This window comes from Sphaerisporangium krabiense (assembly GCF_014200435.1).
Classification (GTDB): Bacteria; Actinomycetota; Actinomycetes; order Streptosporangiales; family Streptosporangiaceae; genus Sphaerisporangium; species Sphaerisporangium krabiense.
In genome coordinates this window covers 111412-128237 of the sequence record NZ_JACHBR010000001.1, presented here as the reverse complement: position 1 = coordinate 128237, position 16826 = coordinate 111412, and the positions used below count along the sequence as shown (strand labels likewise).

Annotated in this window: 18 protein-coding genes; 8 read left to right on the top strand and 10 right to left on the bottom strand. The window is 72.0% G+C overall.

Going from position 1 to position 16826, the window contains the following annotated elements; genetic code table 11:
• From atpD to BJ981_RS00595, 3 genes are read left to right on the top strand one after another with little or no spacing between them, the layout of a single operon-like run.
• Positions 1 to 1428: a F0F1 ATP synthase subunit beta gene (gene atpD, locus BJ981_RS00605; protein WP_184607795.1), complete on the top strand. Its 1428-nt coding sequence runs from the start codon at positions 1 to 3 to the stop codon at positions 1426 to 1428.
• 52 nt (positions 1429 to 1480) lie between these two features.
• Positions 1481 to 1882, top strand: coding sequence for a F0F1 ATP synthase subunit epsilon (locus BJ981_RS00600; protein ID WP_184607794.1), 402 nt, complete (start codon positions 1481 to 1483; stop codon positions 1880 to 1882).
• 33 nt (positions 1883 to 1915) lie between these two features.
• A complete protein-coding gene (locus BJ981_RS00595) occupies positions 1916 to 2302 on the top strand; it encodes a DUF2550 domain-containing protein (protein ID WP_184607793.1) in 387 nt (128 codons plus the stop codon).
• On the opposite strand, the gene BJ981_RS00590 is transcribed toward BJ981_RS00595, so the two are convergent.
• Positions 2299 to 2889, bottom strand: coding sequence for a cob(I)yrinic acid a,c-diamide adenosyltransferase (locus BJ981_RS00590; protein WP_184607792.1), 591 nt, complete (start codon positions 2887 to 2889; stop codon positions 2299 to 2301). The genes BJ981_RS00595 and BJ981_RS00590 overlap by 4 nt on opposite strands.
• Positions 2890 to 3052: 163 nt before the next feature.
• On the opposite strand from BJ981_RS00590, the gene BJ981_RS00585 reads away from it, so the two are divergent.
• A complete protein-coding gene (locus BJ981_RS00585) occupies positions 3053 to 3370 on the top strand; it encodes an STAS domain-containing protein (RefSeq protein ID WP_184607791.1) in 318 nt (105 codons plus the stop codon).
• A 30-nt stretch (positions 3371 to 3400) separates the two neighbouring features.
• Here the strand turns inward: BJ981_RS00585 and BJ981_RS00580 are convergent, their stop codons facing one another.
• The 8 genes from BJ981_RS00580 to nucS form a co-directional block, all read right to left on the bottom strand.
• Positions 3401 to 3937 carry a TetR/AcrR family transcriptional regulator gene (locus BJ981_RS00580; RefSeq protein ID WP_239139173.1) on the bottom strand — a complete coding sequence of 179 codons (537 nt, stop codon included), beginning with the start codon at positions 3935 to 3937 and terminating at the stop codon, positions 3401 to 3403.
• Between the two features lie 148 nt (positions 3938 to 4085).
• On the bottom strand, positions 4086 to 5573 hold the full coding sequence (locus BJ981_RS00575) for an aldehyde dehydrogenase family protein (RefSeq protein ID WP_184607790.1): 1488 nt from the start codon (positions 5571 to 5573) through the stop codon (positions 4086 to 4088).
• Positions 5574 to 5701: 128 nt separating this feature from the next.
• Positions 5702 to 6319: a response regulator gene (locus tag BJ981_RS00570; protein ID WP_184607789.1), complete on the bottom strand. Its 618-nt coding sequence runs from the start codon at positions 6317 to 6319 to the stop codon at positions 5702 to 5704.
• Positions 6316 to 7602, bottom strand: coding sequence for a sensor histidine kinase (locus BJ981_RS38940; RefSeq protein ID WP_184607788.1), 1287 nt, complete (start codon positions 7600 to 7602; stop codon positions 6316 to 6318). The genes BJ981_RS00570 and BJ981_RS38940 overlap by 4 nt, the downstream gene beginning before the upstream one ends.
• The gene (locus BJ981_RS00560) at positions 7560 to 8405 is read right to left on the bottom strand and encodes an ABC transporter permease (RefSeq protein WP_184607787.1); all 846 of its coding nucleotides are present in this window, start codon (positions 8403 to 8405) and stop codon (positions 7560 to 7562) included. The genes BJ981_RS38940 and BJ981_RS00560 overlap by 43 nt, the downstream gene beginning before the upstream one ends.
• Before the next feature lie 55 nt (positions 8406 to 8460).
• Positions 8461 to 9303, bottom strand: coding sequence for an ABC transporter ATP-binding protein (locus BJ981_RS00555; RefSeq protein ID WP_184607786.1), 843 nt, complete (start codon positions 9301 to 9303; stop codon positions 8461 to 8463).
• Positions 9304 to 9397: 94 nt separating this feature from the next.
• Positions 9398 to 10753, bottom strand: a complete 1356-nt coding sequence (locus BJ981_RS00550; protein WP_239139174.1) for a glycosyltransferase family 4 protein — start codon at positions 10751 to 10753, stop codon at positions 9398 to 9400.
• A 397-nt stretch (positions 10754 to 11150) separates the two neighbouring features.
• Positions 11151 to 11810, bottom strand: coding sequence for an endonuclease NucS (gene nucS / locus BJ981_RS00545; protein WP_184607785.1), 660 nt, complete (start codon positions 11808 to 11810; stop codon positions 11151 to 11153).
• Positions 11811 to 12041: 231 nt separating this feature from the next.
• On the opposite strand from nucS, the gene BJ981_RS00540 reads away from it, so the two are divergent.
• The 4 genes from BJ981_RS00540 to BJ981_RS00525 all read left to right on the top strand — a co-directional run bounded on the left by BJ981_RS00540 (position 12042) and on the right by BJ981_RS00525 (position 15460).
• Positions 12042 to 13517, top strand: coding sequence for a 3-hydroxyacyl-CoA dehydrogenase family protein (locus tag BJ981_RS00540; RefSeq protein ID WP_184607784.1), 1476 nt, complete (start codon positions 12042 to 12044; stop codon positions 13515 to 13517).
• Between the two features lie 36 nt (positions 13518 to 13553).
• Complete coding sequence (locus BJ981_RS00535; protein WP_184607783.1) at positions 13554 to 13874, top strand: Rv1322 family protein; 321 nt, start codon at positions 13554 to 13556, stop codon at positions 13872 to 13874.
• Positions 13875 to 13929: 55 nt separating this feature from the next.
• Positions 13930 to 14634, top strand: a complete 705-nt coding sequence (locus BJ981_RS00530; protein ID WP_184607782.1) for an alpha/beta hydrolase — start codon at positions 13930 to 13932, stop codon at positions 14632 to 14634.
• A 67-nt stretch (positions 14635 to 14701) separates the two neighbouring features.
• A complete protein-coding gene (locus tag BJ981_RS00525) occupies positions 14702 to 15460 on the top strand; it encodes an SDR family NAD(P)-dependent oxidoreductase (protein WP_184607781.1) in 759 nt (252 codons plus the stop codon).
• Positions 15461 to 15466: 6 nt separating this feature from the next.
• Here BJ981_RS00525 and BJ981_RS00520 read toward each other — a convergent pair whose 3' ends face one another.
• On the bottom strand, positions 15467 to 16735 hold the full coding sequence (locus BJ981_RS00520; protein ID WP_239139175.1) for an AI-2E family transporter: 1269 nt from the start codon (positions 16733 to 16735) through the stop codon (positions 15467 to 15469).
• Positions 16736 to 16826 lie beyond the last annotated feature (91 nt).

Sequence of the window (16826 nt, the reverse complement as noted above, 5' to 3'; positions counted from 1 at the left end):
ATGACCGCTGAGACCGTCGCGACCGCCGTAGGTCGCGTGGCGCGCGTCACGGGCCCCGTCGTCGACGTGGAGTTCCCCGTGGAGGCGATGCCGGACATCTACAACGCCCTCACCACCGAAGTCACCATCGCGGGCGAGACCAAGACGCTGACGCTGGAGGTCGCCCAGCACCTCGGCGACAACCTGGTCCGCGCCATCTCCATGCAGCCCACCGACGGCCTCGTGCGCGGCGTCGCCGTCAACGACAGCGGCAGCCCCATCTCGGTGCCGGTCGGCGAGGTCGTCAAGGGCCACGTGTGGAACGCCCTGGGCGAGCCGCTGGACATCGACAAGGCGTCACTGCAGGTCAACGAGCGGTGGGGCATCCACCGCCCGTCGCCGGCGTTCGACCAGCTCGAGTCCCGCACCGAGATGCTGCCCACCGGCATCAAGGTCATCGACCTGCTCACCCCGTACGTCAAGGGTGGCAAGATCGGCCTGTTCGGCGGCGCGGGCGTCGGCAAGACCGTCCTCATCCAGGAGATGATCCGCCGGGTCGCGCTGAAGTTCTCCGGCACGTCGGTGTTCGCCGGCGTCGGCGAGCGCACCCGTGAGGGCAACGACCTCTGGCTGGAGATGGAGGAGGCCAACGTTCTCAAGGACACCGCGCTGGTGTTCGGCCAGATGGACGAGCCCCCGGGCACCCGTCTGCGGGTCGCGCTGTCCGCGCTGACCATGGCCGAGTACTTCCGCGACGTCGAGAAGCAGGACGTTCTGCTGTTCATCGACAACATCTTCCGGTTCACCCAGGCCGGTTCCGAGGTGTCCACCCTGCTCGGCCGCATGCCGTCCGCGGTGGGTTACCAGCCGACCCTGGCCGACGAGATGGGCGTCCTGCAGGAGCGCATCACCTCCACCCGCGGTCACTCGATCACCTCCATGCAGGCGATCTACGTGCCCGCGGACGACATCACCGACCCGGCGCCGCACAACGCGTTCGCGCACCTCGACGCGCAGACCGTTCTGTCCCGGCCGATCTCGGAGAAGGGCATCTACCCCGCGGTGGACCCGCTCGACTCCAGCTCCCGCATCCTCGACCCCACGATCGTGGGCGAGGAGCACTACCGGGTCGCCCAGGAGACCAAGCGGATCCTGCAGAAGTACCGCGAGCTCCAGGACATCATCGCGATCCTGGGTATCGACGAGCTCTCCGAAGAGGACAAGGTCGTCGTCCAGCGGGCCCGCCGCATCGAGCGCTTCCTGTCGCACCCGATGTACGCCGCCGAGGCGTTCACCGGCCAGCCGGGTGAGTTCGTCGACGTGGAGGACACGATCCGCTCCTTCAAGGGCCTGTGCGAGGGCGAGTACGACCACCTGCCCGAGCAGGCGTTCTTCATGGTCGGCGGCATCGACCAGGCCATCGCCAAGGCGAAGGAACTGGGCCGCTGACGACGGGATGCCGGCACGGCGCGGCCGTGCCGGCGTCCGAGGAAGGTGTGTGATGGCAAAGCTCCGCATCGGCGTCGTGTCGCCGGAACGTGAGATCTGGTCCGGCGAGGCCGACATGGTGATTGCCAAGACCGTGGAGGGTGAGATCGGTATTATGCCGAACCACGCCCCTGTTCTCGGCGTCCTCGTGGACGGCGGCGTCCTTCGCATCAAGCGCAGCGACGGCGGGGACGTGAACGCGGCCGTTCACGGCGGGTTCATCTCCGTCGCCAACAATGACGTCTCGGTCCTGGCCGAGACGGCCGAGCTCGGCTCCGAGGTGGACGTGGCGGCGGCCCGCGACGCGCTCCAGCGCGCGCTCGCGTCGGTCGGCGCCGACGGTGAGGACACCGAGGCGCAGGTCGAGGCCAAGCGTGCCCGGGCCCGTCTGCGTGCGGCCGGCGAAGAGGTTTGATAGACAGACGAAAATGAGCTTTGGGGGGCGACCATGGCGGCGCTGGACATCTTGATAAGCGTTGCGGTGATCGCCGCCCTGCTCGTCCTCCGGGGCGTGCTACTCGCCCGCTCCCGGGGCAATGTCGTATGCAGCCTCCGGACGGGCAACCGGGCCTGGCGGAGCGGAGTCGCCCGCTATGCGGGCGGGGAGCTCCACTGGATTCCCTTCCTCGGACTGCGACTGAGGCCGCGCCACGCGATAGCGAGGCGCGGCCTCACTGTTTCCACCCGTCGTCCCCTCGCCGGCGGTGACGGCCCGGCCGGCTACTGGACGGTCGACTGCGCCGGAGTGTCCCTCGCCATGAGCGAGGACGCCCTCACCGGCTTCCTCGCCTGGGTCGAATCCGCCCCCCCGAGCGCCCACCTGGACGCGGCCTAGCGGGTGCCGCCGGGCTTCCAGAGGAGTTCTTCGCCGCGGGCGGCGGCGCGGCAGAGGATGAAGAGCAGGTCGCTGAGGCGGTTGAGGTACTTGGCCGTGAGGGGGTTGACGTCCTCGTGGGCCTCGAGGGCGGCCCAGGTCGTGCGTTCGGCGCGGCGGACCACCGTGCGGGCGACGTGCAGCAGGGCGGTGCCGGGCGCGCCGCCGGGGAGGATGAAGCTGCGCAGCGGGCGCAACTCGGCGTTGAAGCGGTCGCACTGGGCTTCCAGCCGGTCGATGTAGGACTGCTCCACGCGCAGCGGCGGGAACTCCGGGGCCTCCCGCACCGGGGCGCACAGGTCGGCGCCGAGGTCGAACATCTCGTTCTGCACCAGGGTCAGCACCTCGGCGATCTCCGGGGCCAGGTCGCCCATCGAGATCGCCACGCCGATCGCCGCGTTGGCCTCCTCCACGTCGGCGTAGGCGGCGAGCCGGGGGTCGGTCTTGCGGGTGCGGCTCATGTCGCCGAGCGTCGTGGTGCCGTCGTCTCCCGCACGGGTGTAGATGGTCGAGAGCACTACGGGCTTGTCGTTGTCAGCGCGCGTCATGCGGCCAGCGTAACCCTCGGCCCCGCGGGCGCCCGAGGGCCGGGGAGAGCGGCCGCGGGCGGTCCTCTGCGCCATTCTGAGGCCGGCGGGCAGGCATGGGCCGGGATCTGGTGGGCAGGGTACCGCTGCGGCCCGTGAGGGCCGTCTGACAGGAGGAGGCGGCATGCCGAGCCGGTGCGGTCAGAGGTGCCAGGTGGTGGACGTGGGGTCGCGTCTCGACGGGAGCACGGTGGCCACGCTGCGGCCGCGTCTGCACGCGGCGGTCGAGACGGGCGAGGGCGACATGATCGTCGATCTCTCCGGCCTTGAGATGATCGACTCGGCGGGCCTCGGGGTACTGGTCGGGACCCACCGCCGGGCGCTGCGCGCGGAGCGCCGCCTGGTCCTTCGCGGCGTGCCGCCGCGGGTCATGCGCGTGCTCGCGATCACTCGCCTGCACCGCGTCCTGAAGGTCGAGCTGTCCCCGGCCGCCGTGGCGTGAGGCCGGCGGGCGCCGGGAGCGGGGGAGCGCTCAGCCGAAGGAACTGCGGAAGATGTGGACGGCCGTGTCGATCAGGTCCTCGAGCGGGGGCTTGACGTCGGCGAGCACCCATTCGACTAGCAGTTCCTGGATCGCGCCGACCAAGGCGAGGGAGAGCAGGTGAAGCCGTTCGGGCGGAGCGCCGGGCAGTTCGCCCAAGGTCTTCTCGATCATCTGGGTGTAGCCGGCGACCGCGCGCCGGCGGTGCGGGGTGAGGATGTCCCCGGCCCGCCGCACCTCCAGATGCATGATCTTCGCACGGCGCCGGTCCCGGGTGACGAAGGTGATGTAGGTGGCGATGCCCGCCAGGATCCGGCTGTCGGTGTCGGGAGGGGCCTCGCCGATGGCCTTGGCCACCGCCTGCAGCGTCTCCTCGACGCACCGGTCGTAGACCGCCCGCATCAGGTCCTCGCGCCCGGTGAAACACTCGTAGAACGCCCGGTTGGAGATGCGGGCCGCGGCGCACAACCGTTCGATCGTGGTGGCGTTGAATCCCGCTCCGGCGAACAATGTGTACGCCGCGCTCATCAAGCGTTCTTTGCGGTCGGCTAATCGCTGCTCCGCCGTCATCCCGCGGTAGTCACGTCCGGTCGCCAAGTCCCACCTCGCGTCCTGCTGGCCGTAGTGAACCCATCATTATGGACGCAAGATCGTTTTTGTGGAAGTATCAGGACAACTAGCTCTTGCGTCGCCCATGCAGAATAGTGACCATTTTCACAAGTCGCTGCAGCTCCGCGGGTGTCCTGGAGAACGACGTGATTTTCATCCCCGGCAGGGGGAATCGCTGCCGCGTGATCGCCTTGGCGCGGGTGAACTCACGCAGCCCGTCGGCCCCGTGGATGCGCCCGAACCCCGAGTCGCCGACGCCGCCGAACGGCAGCGCGGGCACGCCCGCGAACGAGATGACGGAATTGACGGCCGTCATGCCGGTGAGCATCGCGCGGGCCAGCTCCATCGCGCGGCGCGAGTCGCCGGAGTAGACGGCGCCGCCCAGGCCGTAGGCGGCGGCGTTGGCCTTCTCCAGCGCCTCCTCGGCGGTCGCCACCCTGGTCACGGTGATGGTGGGCCCGAAGGTCTCCTCCCGGACGGCGCTCGAATCCTCGGGCACCCCGGTCAGCACGACGGGATCGACGTACGGGGGCCGCACGGACCCGGCGCCGCCGACCACGGCCGTGCCGCCCCGGGCGAGGGCGTCGTCGACGTGCCGCCGGATGACCTCGGTCTGGGACGGCATGGTGACCGGCCCGTAGTGCTCGCCGGCGCGCAGCCCCTCGGCCCGGGTGGTGAGCTCGCCCATGAACGCGTCGTACACGGCGTCCACGACGTACACGCGCTCCACGCCCACACAGGTCTGCCCGGCGTTGGACATCGCCCCCCACAGCGCGGCGTCGGCCGCGGCGGCCAGGTCGGCGCCGGCGTCGACGATCAGGGCGTCCTTGCCGCCGCACTCGGCGACGAGCGGGGTGAGGTTCGCCGCGCACGCCGCCATGACCCGCTTGGCCGTCGCGGTAGAGCCGGTGAAGGCGATCTTGCCGACGCCGGGGTCCGCGGCGAGCGCGGCGCCGGTCTCGCCGAGGCCGGTGACGACCTGGAGCACCCGGTGTTCGGGGACGCTCTCGGCGAACAGCTCCGCCAGCAGCGCGCCCACGCCCGGCGTCAGCTCGCTGGGCTTGAACACCACGGCGTTCCCGGCCGCCAGCGCGTACCCGATCGACCCCATGGGCGTGAAGAGCGGGTAGTTCCACGGGCCGATCACCCCGACCACGCCGAGCGGCAGGTACTCCAGCGTGGCCGCCATGTTGACGGAGATCAGGCCGGGGGAGACCCGGCGCGGCCCGAGCACCTTGCGCGCGTTGCGCGCCGCCCAGTCGAGGTGGACGATCGCGAGCACCGTCTCCAGCGTCGCGTCGCCGACGGGCTTGCCCGTCTCCTCGTGGATGAGGTCCGCGACGCGGCCCAGCTCGCGGGTGAGGACGGCCTTGAAGTCCAGCAGCCGGCGCCGGCGCTCGGCGTGGCCGAGCCGCGCCCACCAGCGCGCCGCGTCTCCCGCGTCCCGGACGGCGGCGCGCACGGCCGCGGCGTCGTGGACGGGGTGGGTTCCGACGACCGCGCCGGTGGCGGGGTTCAGGGAGTCGAAGGTCCGATGCTCGGTGGCCGTTGACATGCTGGTTCCTCTCGGCGCTCGCGGCGGCGGCCGGTACCGGAGCCGGGCTCCGCGACCTCGATCGTCCACCTCCGCGGGGTCTGCCGCAACCCTAGCCCCGTCGGGACGGTGGCGAGCGCCCGCGCGCGTCACAGCAGGCCGCGGGCCAGCGCGGTGGTGACGGCGGCGGTGCGGTCGGAGACGCCGAGCTTGCCGAAGACGCGCAGCAGGTGCGTCTTCACCGTCGCCTCGCTGATGAACAGGCTCCTGCCGATCTCGGCGTTGGTCAGCCCGCGCGCGACCAGCGCCAGCACCTCGGTCTCGCGCCGGGACAGCGACTCGGCCGCGGGCGCGCGCATCCGCGTGACCAGCCGCGTGGCGACCGACGGCGACAGCACGGTCTCGCCGCGCGCGGCGGCGAACACGGCCGCGACCAGGTCGGCGCGCGCGGTGTCCTTCAGCAGGTAGCCCGCCGCGCCGGCCTCGACGGCGCGCACGATGTCCTGGTCGGTCTCGTAGGTGGTCAGGACGATCACGCGGCTGCGCGGCTCGCCGGCGAGGATGCGCTCGATGGCCGCGACGCCGTCGCCCCCGGGCATGCGCAGGTCCATCAGGATCACGTCGGGGTCCAGCTCGCGCGCCATCGCGACGGACTCCTCGCCGGATCCGGCCTCCCCGGCCACGCCGATGCCGGGATCGGCCTCCAGCATGCCGCGCAGGCCCTCACGGACCACGGGGTGGTCGTCGACGATCAGCACGCGTATCACGTGGGGGATTCCTCCTTCCGCGGCTCCTCCGGCCCCTGGGGGTCCTGGGGAAGCCGGACGGTCAGCTCCGTGCCGTCCCCGGGGGCCGTCCGCACGCGCAGCGTGCCGCCGGCCTGCTCCACGCGGGACCGCATGGCCCGCAGGCCGTACCCGCGTCCCTCGGCGGCGTCCGCCGGGTCCGCGGGCGCGGCGTCCAGGGCGGCGCCGTCGAAGCCCGTCCCGTCGTCGCGGACGCGCAGGACGACCTCGCGCTCACCGTACTGCAGCGTCACACGCGCGCAGGAGGCCGCCGCGTGCTTGCGCACGTTGGCCAGCGCCTCCTGCGCGGCCCGGATGAGGACGACCTCCAGGCCGGGGGCGATCGGGCGCGAGGCCCCCTCGGCGGTGAAGGTGACCGGCACGCCGAGCTCCTCGCCGAGCCGCGCGGCGATCCTGCCGAGCGCCTCCTCCAGCGTGGAGCCGTCCAGCGGGCCGGGGGTGAGCGCGGCGATCAACCCCCGGGCCTCCTCCAGGTTCTCCCGCGCGGTGCGCACGGCCAGCGCCAGGTGGCGGGAGGGGTCGGCCTGCGCCTCCGCCGCCTGGATCAGCATGATGATGCTGGTGAACCCCTGGGCCAGCGTGTCGTGGATCTCCCCGGCCAGCCGCTGCCGCTCGGCCAGGGCGCCCCGCTCCCGCGACAGCCGCACCACCTCCGCCCGGCTGGCGCGCAGCTCCTCGATCAGCTCGGCCCGCTCGGCGCTCTGGTCGATGATCCGCATGACCCACGGGCCGAACACCAGCGAGAACGTGATCGCGATCGCGCTTGTGGTGGCGAACCCGGCGATCTCATGCCGGGTCACGCCCGGCTGGAGCAGGAACCGGATGGCCGGGCACAGGTTCAGGCCCACCACCGCCACCAGCGCCCACCCCGAGCGCAGCAGCATGAACATCTGCGGGCAGAGCCCGAACAACGCGAACGCGGAGGAGGGGACGATGACGGCGGCGGGGACGAAGGTGGCGAAGGCGATGCCGAGGTAGAGCAGGCCATCCCGCGAGGCGCTGCGGTCGGCGCGGATCGCCCGCCGCCCGAACAGCAGGTACGCGATGGCGCACACCATGAGCAGGAGGACCGCCGCCGCCTTCGAGGAGGTGGGCCCGCCGTCCCACACCACGAACGTGACCGTCACCGACAGCGCGACCAGGAACATGAACTCCCAGCCGGGCAGCACGACCCAGGCGTCCCCGCGCGCCATGCGCGGCGTCAGCCGTCGCGGCGGCCCTTCCAGCGGAACGTCATCAGGCACAGCACCAGACCTCCGATGACCCACGCGCCCAGGATGAGCGCGACACGGCCCAGTTCATAGGACTTCGCCGGTTCCAGGGACGCCCCCGCGTCTCCCAGGAACACCGAACGGAAACCCTGGCACATCCACTTGAGCGGGAGGAACGAGGCCACCCTGATCAGCCAGTCGGGAAGCTGGTTGAACGGGATGAACACCCCGGAGATGAACTGGAGCACCACGAACGGCAGGCTGATCACCGCGGTCGCGCTCTTGGCCGACCTCGGCAGGCTGCTGACCGCGATGCCGAGCAGCGAGGAGGCCGTGATGCCGAGCACGAACACCCAGGCGAAGGTGACCCAGCTCCCGGCCGCGGACGGCGGTTCCAGGTCGTACAGCGCGACGCCGACGGCCAGCAGGATCGCCACCTCCAGCAGCGACAGCAGCAGGACGTTGATGATCTTGCCGAGGAAGTAGGCGGCCCGCGGCATGGGAGTGCCGGCGAGGCGTTTGAGCGTGCCGTCCTCCCGGTCGACGGCGATGCCCACGCCGAGGGACTGGAAGCTCGTGCTCATGACGCCCGCGCCGATCAGCCCGGCGGCGTAGAGCTGGGCGACGGTGATCTGGCTGTTCACGCGGCCCTGGAAGATGGAACCGAAGATCACGAGCAGGATGATCGGGAAGGCGAAGGTGAAGATCACCGCGTCCTTCTCGCGGAAGAACATCCTGGTCTCGGCGGCGGCCCTGGACCACCCGGTCGCGAGGACCGAGGGCAGGGGGTGGCGCGTGCGCGCCGTGGCCGCGGCGGGCGCGACGGTGTCGCTCATGGGAACCTCTGACGTGTGGGAGGAGGGTTCGGGGGAGGACGGGCCGGTGGTGGCGTCAGGCGGAGCCGATGAGGCCCAGGTAGACGTCCTCCAGCGAGGGCCGCGTCACGGTCAGCTCGGGCACCTCGCCGTCGAAGCGCGCGGTGAGCTCCCTGACCGTCGCGGTCGGGGTGGCGGTCTCGACGCGCCGGCGCTCGCCGTCCTCCAGCCAGGTGACCTTGGCCTTGGCCGTCGCGCGCCCGCCGAGCGTGGCGGGCTCGCCCTCGGCCACGATGCGGCCCGCGGCGATGACGGCGACCCGGTCGGCGAGCGCCTCGGCCTCGTCGAGGTAGTGCGTCGTGAGGACGATGGTCGTGCCCTCGTCGGCCAGGCCCTGGATCAGCTCCCAGAACTGCCGGCGCGCCTCGGGGTCGAAGCCGGTGGTCGGCTCGTCCAGGAACAGCAGCTCGGGGTCGCCGATCACGCCGAGCGCGACGTCGACCCGCCGCCGCTGGCCGCCGGAGAGCTGCCGCAGCCGCGTCCCCGCCTTCTCGGCCAGCCCGACGTGCGCGATGACCTCGTCGGGGTCCCTCGGGGCGGGGTACAGGGAGGCGAAGTGGCGCACGGTCTCGCGGACCGTCAGCTCGGCCACGTCGTTCGCCGTCTGCAGGACGATGCCGATCCTGCTGCGCCAGAGCCGGGTGGGGCGCCCGGGGTCGGCGCCGAGCACGCTGACCTCCCCGGCGTCCCGCCGCCGGTAGCCCTCCAGGATCTCCACGGTCGTCGACTTGCCCGCGCCGTTCGGGCCGAGAATCGCGAACACCTCGCCCACGCCTATCTCCAGATCGATGCCGTCGACCGCGCGGACGTCTCCGTACCGCTTGGTGAGGCCGCGTACGCTCACCGCTGTCCGATTCATGCGGCAATCATCGTGGCGGCGGGCTCTTCTCCGGCACCACCGGCAGGTCGAATCGGGTGTCCACCGTTCGGTGGACACCCGTGGAACAGGGCCTTCAGGAGGACCGGGGCGCGGTTCCCGCGAGCTCGTCCAGCAGGGCGGTCCAGCGCGGGCCGATCACGTCCAGGTGGTAGTTCGCGGCGGTGTGCAGCGCATTGGCGCCGAGCTCCCGCCGCAGGGTCTCGTCCTCGATGAGACGGCAGATGCCGTCGCCCAGCGCCACGGCCTTCTTGGAGCGGATGAGCAGCCCGTCGTGCCCGTCGGTGATGATCTCCTTGGGCCCGTGCGGGCAGTTGAAGCTGACCACCGGCACGCCCTTGCTCATGGCCTCCAGGATGGTCATCCCGAATCCCTCGTAGCGGGAGCTGACGGCGTAGATCGACGACTTGGACAGCTCGACGCCGATGTCGGGGGTGCTGCCCATGAGGAAGACCTTGTCCGACAGGCCCGCCTCGTCGATGCGGGCGCGGAGCCGCTCCTCGCGCTCGGGGGTCCCGGCGCCGTAGATGCGCAGCACCCAGTCCGGGTGCGCCTCGGCGACCGTCTTCCAGGCGTTGACCAGGCGGTCGAAGCCCTTCACCCACACGATGCGGCCGATGGCGACCACGACCTTCTCCGACAGCGTGGAGACGTCCCCCGCCAGGTCGGGGATCGCGTTGGGGACGCGGAGGAGCCGCCCGGGCGGGTTCGCCTTCAGCGCCTTGGCGTACGCCTTCCTGTCGGCCTCGGTGAGGGTGGCGAAGGCGTCGAGCCTGCCGTAGCGCCGCTTGATCAGGGCCTGGATCTCCGGGCCGTGCGACTCGTGGGTGACGTGCTCCTGGCCGACGGTGATGACCTCCGGCGGGGCGAACAGGCTCATGACCAGGTTGAAGGAGGGCCGCGTCCCGATGAGCACGCCGCCGCGCAGCGACCGCAGGAAGCGGACGAGCCGCAGGTCGGTGAGCAGGTTCATGGTGTGGTACGCCTTCTCCTCCTTCGGCACCAGCCTGGTCGGCCTGCGGGCGAGGAACTCGGCGACCCGGCCGCGCGGGACCGTCCTGTCGTCGAGGAAGCGCACCCGCACGCCCGGCGGCCAGGGGAAGAACGGGTCCTCGTTCGTGCGCACCAGGCTGACGATCTCGACCTCGCGGTCCTGGGCGAGGTGGCCGGCGAGGTTGAGCACGGTCCTGATCGTCCCGCCCATGCCGTAGGCGTGGAGCAGCAGGATGCGCACCGTGCCCGCGTCGCGGGCCGGCGTCTTGCGCGCGCGCCTGCGGTTGATCAGTTCCAGCAGCCCCACCGCCGCCTGCGCCGGGATCCGGCGTGCCTTCCTGATCACCCTCCTGATCACGCTGAGCGCCCCCTGTGTCGTGAAGTCGTCCATGCCGTGGAAGTTCGGCGAGCGTTCCCCGTGCCAACTCCCCTTGTTCATGGTCTAGACGCCACTGAGTACCGGAGAAGTTGCAATTTTTTCAGAAAAATTCACTGTGTACTTGGATCGTTACGCTTTACGACGAATATTGCGGTGTATCGGCCTCAATGTCGGGCAGATGGTGCGGCGGGACCATGCCGGGGCTCGTGGGAGTCGTCGCACGCGAGGGAGAGGCGATTCGCCGGGGAAACGGCGCGCCCCGATCACCGGTGGCGTTATGCCGTCACGGCTCTGAACGATATTCGGGCTCGCTGGATTGCGTGTTATCCGCACGTTCGCGGGAGAATGTCCGGCGATGGCGGGCACAGGGAACGAGCCCGCGAGGACGCCGCAGCCCGGCGAGCGGTCCGCGGACCGGAGATCGGAAGGCCGGAGCCGGAAGCAGGAAGTCCGGAGCTCAGAAGAGGGTGTCGGTGCGCTCGATGCCGCGCAGGGCGTCGTAGTCGAGCGTGACGCAGCCGATGCCGCGGTCGGCGGCCAGCACGCGGGCCTGGGGCCTGATCTCCTGCGCGGCGAACACTCCCTTGACCGGGGCGATCAGCGGGTCGCGGTTGAGCAGTTCGAGGTAGCGCGTGAGCTGCTCGACCCCGTCGATCTCGCCGCGCCTCTTGATCTCGACGGCGACCGTGCCGCCGAGGTCGTCACGGCACAGGATGTCCACCGGGCCGATCGCGGTCGGGTACTCCCGGCGGATGAGGGTCCACCCCTCGCCCAGCGTCTCGATGTGCTCGGCCAGCAACTCCTGCAGATGGGCCTCGACGCCGTCCTTGCGCAGCCCCGGGTCGACGCCCAGCTCGTGGCTGGAGTCGTGCAGGATCTCCTCGATGGTGACGATGAGCTGCTCGCCGGTCTTGCCGTGGGTGACCGTCCAGCCGCCGTCCTCCTCGCGCAGCCTGCACGGGGGGTTCATCCAGTTGAGCGGCTTGAACGCGCGGTCGTCGGAGTGAATGGACACCGAGCCGTCCGCCTTGATCAGGATCAGCCGGGGCGCCATCGGGAGGTGCGCCGTCAGCCGACCCACGTAATCCACGCTGCACCGCGCGATGACCAGCCGCATGACGGTCAACCCTACTGTGTTTATGGCCGTGCCTCCGGCACGGCGGGTTCGGGGCGCCTTTTAGGCGGCGGTCTTCCGCCGTCAGGCGTGAGGGATCGTTCCTCACCCTCACGCCTGACGGCTCCAGACCACCGCCGCGCCCCGAACCGTGCGGGTGGAGCGAGGCCATAGGCAGGGCGTTTTGAGAGGCGTGCGGGGCTCTGGGAGACTGACGGGCGAGAGGAGGGCCGGATGTCACGGACGTTTGAGACGGTGGGCGTCGTCGGGCTTGGGACGATGGGAGCCGGTATCGCCGAGGTGTTCGCCCGCGCGGGGCTGCGCGTCGTCGGCGTCGAGGTCGACGCCCAGGCGCTCGAACGCGGCCGCGGGCACGTCGAGCGCTCCACCGGGCGCGCGGTGAGCCGGGGCAGACTCGACGAGGCGGGCCGCCAGGCCATCCTCGGCCGGATCGCCTTCACCGGCTCGCTGGACGACCTGCGCGACGCCGACCTGGTGGTCGAGGCGATCCCCGAGGTCATGGAGTACAAGCACGCCCTGTTCACCGACCTGGACCGGGTCTGCCGGCCGGACGCGGTCCTCGCCACCAACACCTCCTCCCTGTCGGTCACGGCCGTCGCCGCCGCCACCGAGCGCCCCGGCCGGGTCGTCGGCATGCACTTCTTCAACCCCGCGCCCGTCATGAAGCTCGTCGAGGTCGTGCGCACCGTCGTCACCGGCGAGGGCGTGGCCGAGGACGTCGCCGAACTGGCCCGGCGCATCGGCAAGACCCCGGTGGCCGTGGGCGACCGCGCCGGGTTCGTCGTCAACCGCCTGCTGCTCGGCTACCTCAACCACGCCGCGACCCTGCTGGAGCTCGGCGTCGCCACCCGCGACGACATCGACACGGCGATGCGGCTCGGCGCCGGGTTCCCCATGGGCCCGTTCGCGCTGCTCGACCTGATCGGCCTGGACGTCTCGCACGAGGTCTGCGAGGTGCTCTTCCAGGAGAGCCGCGACCGCGTGCACGCGCCCGCGCCGATCCTGCGCGAGCTGGTGACCGCCGGGCTGCTCGGCCGCAAGAGCGGACGCGGCTTCCACACCCACGACGGCGGCGGCGAGAGCCCGTCCGAGCGGGCCGAGCCGGCGCCCGGCGAGGTCACGGTGGCCGTGATCGGCGACGACGCCGGCGCGCTGGCCGCGGAGGTGTCGGCGGCCGGGTACAAGACCGCGGAGGCCGGGCACGCCGACCTGGTGCTCGCCCTGTCCAGCACTCCGGTCGTCGAGCACGCCGCCCGGCTGTCCCACCCCGAGCGCCTGGTGGGCCTGCACCTGGTGGGCGAGCGGGTCGCCGAGGTCGTCTCCACCGTGCTCACCGCGCCCGCGGCGGCCGAGGCGGCGGCCCGCCTGGTCCGCGCGCTCGGCCGCGCCCCGGTCGCCACCGCCGACCGCGCCGGATTCGTGGTCGACGCGCTGCTGTACCCGTACCTGAACGACGCCGTCCGCATGTACGACTCCGGCTACGCCTCGGCCGCCGACATCGACACCGCGATGCGGCTCGGCTGCGGCTATCCCGCCGGGCCCTTCGAGACGCTCGCCGCGATCGGCCCGGCGGCCGTGCGCGACGGCCTGCGCGCCCTGTACGCCGAGTACCGCGAGCCCTCGTTCGCCCCCGCGCCGCTACTGGACCGGCTCGTCACCGCCGGGATCTCCCGTGTCGAGGACAGGTGACGGAAGAAGATCCGGCGATTCGGCGTTCGTGTCGATATGAGCCCCCGGCGCGCCCGCCGCATGGACCCCTGGGACAGGGGTGGCCGTGCCGCGCCCGCGCGGCCTCTGGACGGCGCTCTGCGCGGCATGGACCGGGTGGAGGAGGGGCCGGACGGAGAGTGGAAGGTCCGCCTGGTCTCCGGCGCCGGCTCGGACAAGACCTACCGCTGCCCGGGGTGCGACCAGGAGATCAGGCCGGGTCTCCCGCACATCGTGAGCTGGCCCAACTGGACGGGCGGCGAGGGGGAGCGGCGTCACTGGCACACCGGCTGCTGGCACAAGCGCGCCGACCGCGGCCCCGGGCGCACGCGGTACTGAGCCCCGCCCGCACGCACGCCCGGCGCCCGCCGGGGTTCTACGAGGAGTAGTCGTCTTGGACATTCGCGCGTCGACGGTCCTGCCCGCCGTACGGGAGGACATCGAACTGCACACGGCCGACGGGCTCACGCTGGTGGGCGAGCTGGCCACGCCGCCCGAGGGCCGTCCCGCCGCCACGCTGATCTGCCTGCACCCGCTGCCGACGGCGGAGGGCATGATGGACAGCCACGTGCTGCGCAAGGCGTCCTACCGGCTGCCCGCGCTGGCGGACCTCGCGGTGCTGCGCTTCAACACCCGCGGCACGGCCTCGGACCGTGGCAGGTCGGAGGGCGCCTTCGACGAGGGCGAGGGGGAGCGGTTCGACGTCGCCGCCGCCCTGGAGTACGCCGAGTTCTACGACCTGCCGAACCCGTGGCTGCTCGGCTGGTCGTTCGGCACCGAGCTGGCGCTGAAGTGGGGCCACGACCCGCTGGTCCAGGGCGCGATCCTGCTGTCGCCGCCCCTGAAGCGGGCCGGTGACGCCGACCTGGACGCCTGGGCCGCGTTCGGGCGGCCCCTGGTCGCGCTGGTGCCCGAGTTCGACGACTACCTCAGGCCCGAGGAGGCGCGCGAGCGTTTCGCCCGGGTTCCCCAGGCGGAGGTGGTCGGCGTGGAGGGGGCCAAGCACCTGTGGGTCGGCGAGCCGTACGTTCGCATCGTGCTGAACGAGATCGTCAAGCGGGTGAACCCCGCCGCGCATCCCCTGCCGACGCAGGTGTGACGGGCGCGCCTTGCGCCGTCCCGCGACGCCCGTAGAATCTTGTTCGGTCGTAGCGAGGAGGCATGCCGTGCAGGCGTTCGATCTTTCCGGGCGCGGCGCGCTCGTCACCGGGGCGTCGCGGGGAATCGGCCGGGCCATCGCGCTCGCCTACGCCGCGGCCGGAGCCGACGTCGCGCTCGTCGCCCGGTCGCGCGACGCCCTGGCCGAGGTGGCGGGCGAGATCGAGGCGCTCGGCCGCCGCGCGCACGTCATCCCGTGCGACCTGTCCGACCGCGACGCCGCCGGCGCGGCCGCGCGGGAGGCCGTCGAGCGGCTCGGCCACGTGGACGTCGTCGTCAACAACGCCGGCGGCTCCAACTTCATCGTGCCGTTCAAGGACCTGCGCCTGTCGGGCTGGGACAAGCTCATGCGGCTCAACCTCGACTCGGCGATGGCCGTGTGCCACGCGCTCGCCCCGCACCTGCTGGAGCGCGGCTCCGGCTCGGTGATCAACGTGGCGTCGGTCGCGGCCCAGGGCGCGCCGTTCATGGCCCCGTACGCGGCGGCCAAGGCCGGCGTCGTGGCGCTGACCAAGTCGCTGGCGCTGGAGTGGGCGGGCAGCGGCGTCCGGGTGAACGCCCTGTGCCCCGGCTGGACGGCCACCGACCTCAACCGCGTCCTGTGGGAGGACGAGAACGCCGGCAAGGCGACGATCGCGGGCGTTCCCATGGGCCGGTGGGGCGCCCCCGAGGAGATGGCCGGCCCCGCGGTGTTCCTCGCCGCCGACGCCTCGTCCTACATGACCGGGCAGGTGCTGTTCGTCGACGGCGGCCTCACCGCCGCCTGAGCGCCCTCACAATCGCGCCTGGCGGGGCAGCACGACCTCGCGCAGGATCAGCGCCACCGCCGCGGCGACCGGGATGGCCAGCAGCGCGCCGACCGCCCCGAGCAGCGCGCCGCCGAACAGGGCGGCGATCACCGTCACCGCCGGCGCCACGTCCACCGACCTGCGCATCACGCGCGGGTAGACGACGTAGTTCTCGATCTGCTGGTAGACGACGAAGAAGATCGCGCAGGCGATGCCGAGCGTCGCGGACTGCAGGAACCCGACCGCGCTCACCAGCACGGCCCCCACCGTCGCCCCCACCAGCGGGATCAGGTCCGTCACCGCCACCACGAGCGCGAGCGCCAGCGCGTACTTGGCGCCCGCGACGGTCAGGAACAGCCACGACAGCGCGCCCGCGATCACCGAGATCAGCACGTTGCCCGCCACGTAGCCGCCGATGCCCGCCAGGATCTCGTCCCCGATCGCCGCCGTGCGCGGACGGCGGCTGGCGGGGACCAGCCGCAGCAGGTACTCCCTGATGGACGGGAGCGAGCCGAGGAAGTACAGCGTCAGCACCAGCAGCGTGAGGCCCGAGAAGAACGCGTCCAGCACGACGGCCCCGGCGCCCAGGATGCCCCCGGCCACCGTCGCGCCGAGCCCCCCGCTGGTGATGTAGTCGCGCACGTTGGCCAGGATCTGGTAGTCGGCGTCCAGCCGCTTGATCGTCGGGTTGGCCAGCAGGTCCTGCACGTAGCCGGGCACCGCGCTCACGAAGTCGCTGGTCTCCTGGCTCACCGGCGGGACGATCGCCAGGCCGAACAGCCCGAACATGACGATCACGCCGAGGAACACGATCGAGATCGCCGCGCGGCGGCCGAGCCCCCACCGCCGCAGGCCCTCGACGACGGGGTTCAGCCCGACCGCCAGGAACGCCGCCACCACGGTCAGCACGATCACGCCGCGCGCGCTCACCAGGGCCTGCGCCAGCCCCCAGGCCGTCAGCACGCCGAGCGCGGCCGTGAGCCCCCACAGGAACGGGCCGCGGGCGAACGGCTTGCCCGGCAGGCCGTACGGGGCGGCGTCCGCGGGCTTCTCGGCGTCCGCCGCCGGCCGGGCCGGGGCGGCACGCGGGCCGGGCGGGTCGCCGGGACGCGCCGGGCCCGGCACGCCCGGCAGGACGTCGGTCACCTCGCCCGGGTCGTCGGCGGGCCCCATCGCGGCACGCGCGGGCGCCGAGGTACCCGGCCTGGCGGGTGTTTCCGGACGGGACACCGCGTCCGGGGCGGTATCGGTCACGACTGCTCCTCGGCGTCATGATGGCGCGGACAACACAGGAGAGCCTAGCGACCATGATGATCGCCAGGCTCTCCCGCTAGCAGTCCTAACG

Excerpts from the sequence above, each read along its gene's own strand:
- atpD (WP_184607795.1), top strand. The coding sequence starts at position 1 with ATGACCGCTGAGACCGTCGCGACCGCCGTAGGTCGCGTGGCGCGCGTC.
- BJ981_RS00600 (WP_184607794.1), top strand. The coding sequence starts at position 1,481 with ATGGCAAAGCTCCGCATCGGCGTCGTGTCGCCGGAACGTGAGATCTGG.
- BJ981_RS00595 (WP_184607793.1), top strand. The coding sequence starts at position 1,916 with ATGGCGGCGCTGGACATCTTGATAAGCGTTGCGGTGATCGCCGCCCTG.
- BJ981_RS00590 (WP_184607792.1), bottom strand. The coding sequence starts at position 2,889 with ATGACGCGCGCTGACAACGACAAGCCCGTAGTGCTCTCGACCATCTAC.
- BJ981_RS00585 (WP_184607791.1), top strand. The coding sequence starts at position 3,053 with ATGCCGAGCCGGTGCGGTCAGAGGTGCCAGGTGGTGGACGTGGGGTCG.
- BJ981_RS00580 (WP_239139173.1), bottom strand. The coding sequence starts at position 3,937 with ATGAGCGCGGCGTACACATTGTTCGCCGGAGCGGGATTCAACGCCACC.
- BJ981_RS00575 (WP_184607790.1), bottom strand. The coding sequence starts at position 5,573 with ATGTCAACGGCCACCGAGCATCGGACCTTCGACTCCCTGAACCCCGCC.
- BJ981_RS00560 (WP_184607787.1), bottom strand. The coding sequence starts at position 8,405 with ATGAGCGACACCGTCGCGCCCGCCGCGGCCACGGCGCGCACGCGCCAC.
- BJ981_RS00555 (WP_184607786.1), bottom strand. The coding sequence starts at position 9,303 with ATGAATCGGACAGCGGTGAGCGTACGCGGCCTCACCAAGCGGTACGGA.
- BJ981_RS00550 (WP_239139174.1), bottom strand. The coding sequence starts at position 10,753 with ATGAACAAGGGGAGTTGGCACGGGGAACGCTCGCCGAACTTCCACGGC.
- nucS (WP_184607785.1), bottom strand. The coding sequence starts at position 11,810 with ATGCGGCTGGTCATCGCGCGGTGCAGCGTGGATTACGTGGGTCGGCTG.
- BJ981_RS00540 (WP_184607784.1), top strand. The coding sequence starts at position 12,042 with ATGTCACGGACGTTTGAGACGGTGGGCGTCGTCGGGCTTGGGACGATG.
- BJ981_RS00535 (WP_184607783.1), top strand. The coding sequence starts at position 13,554 with ATGAGCCCCCGGCGCGCCCGCCGCATGGACCCCTGGGACAGGGGTGGC.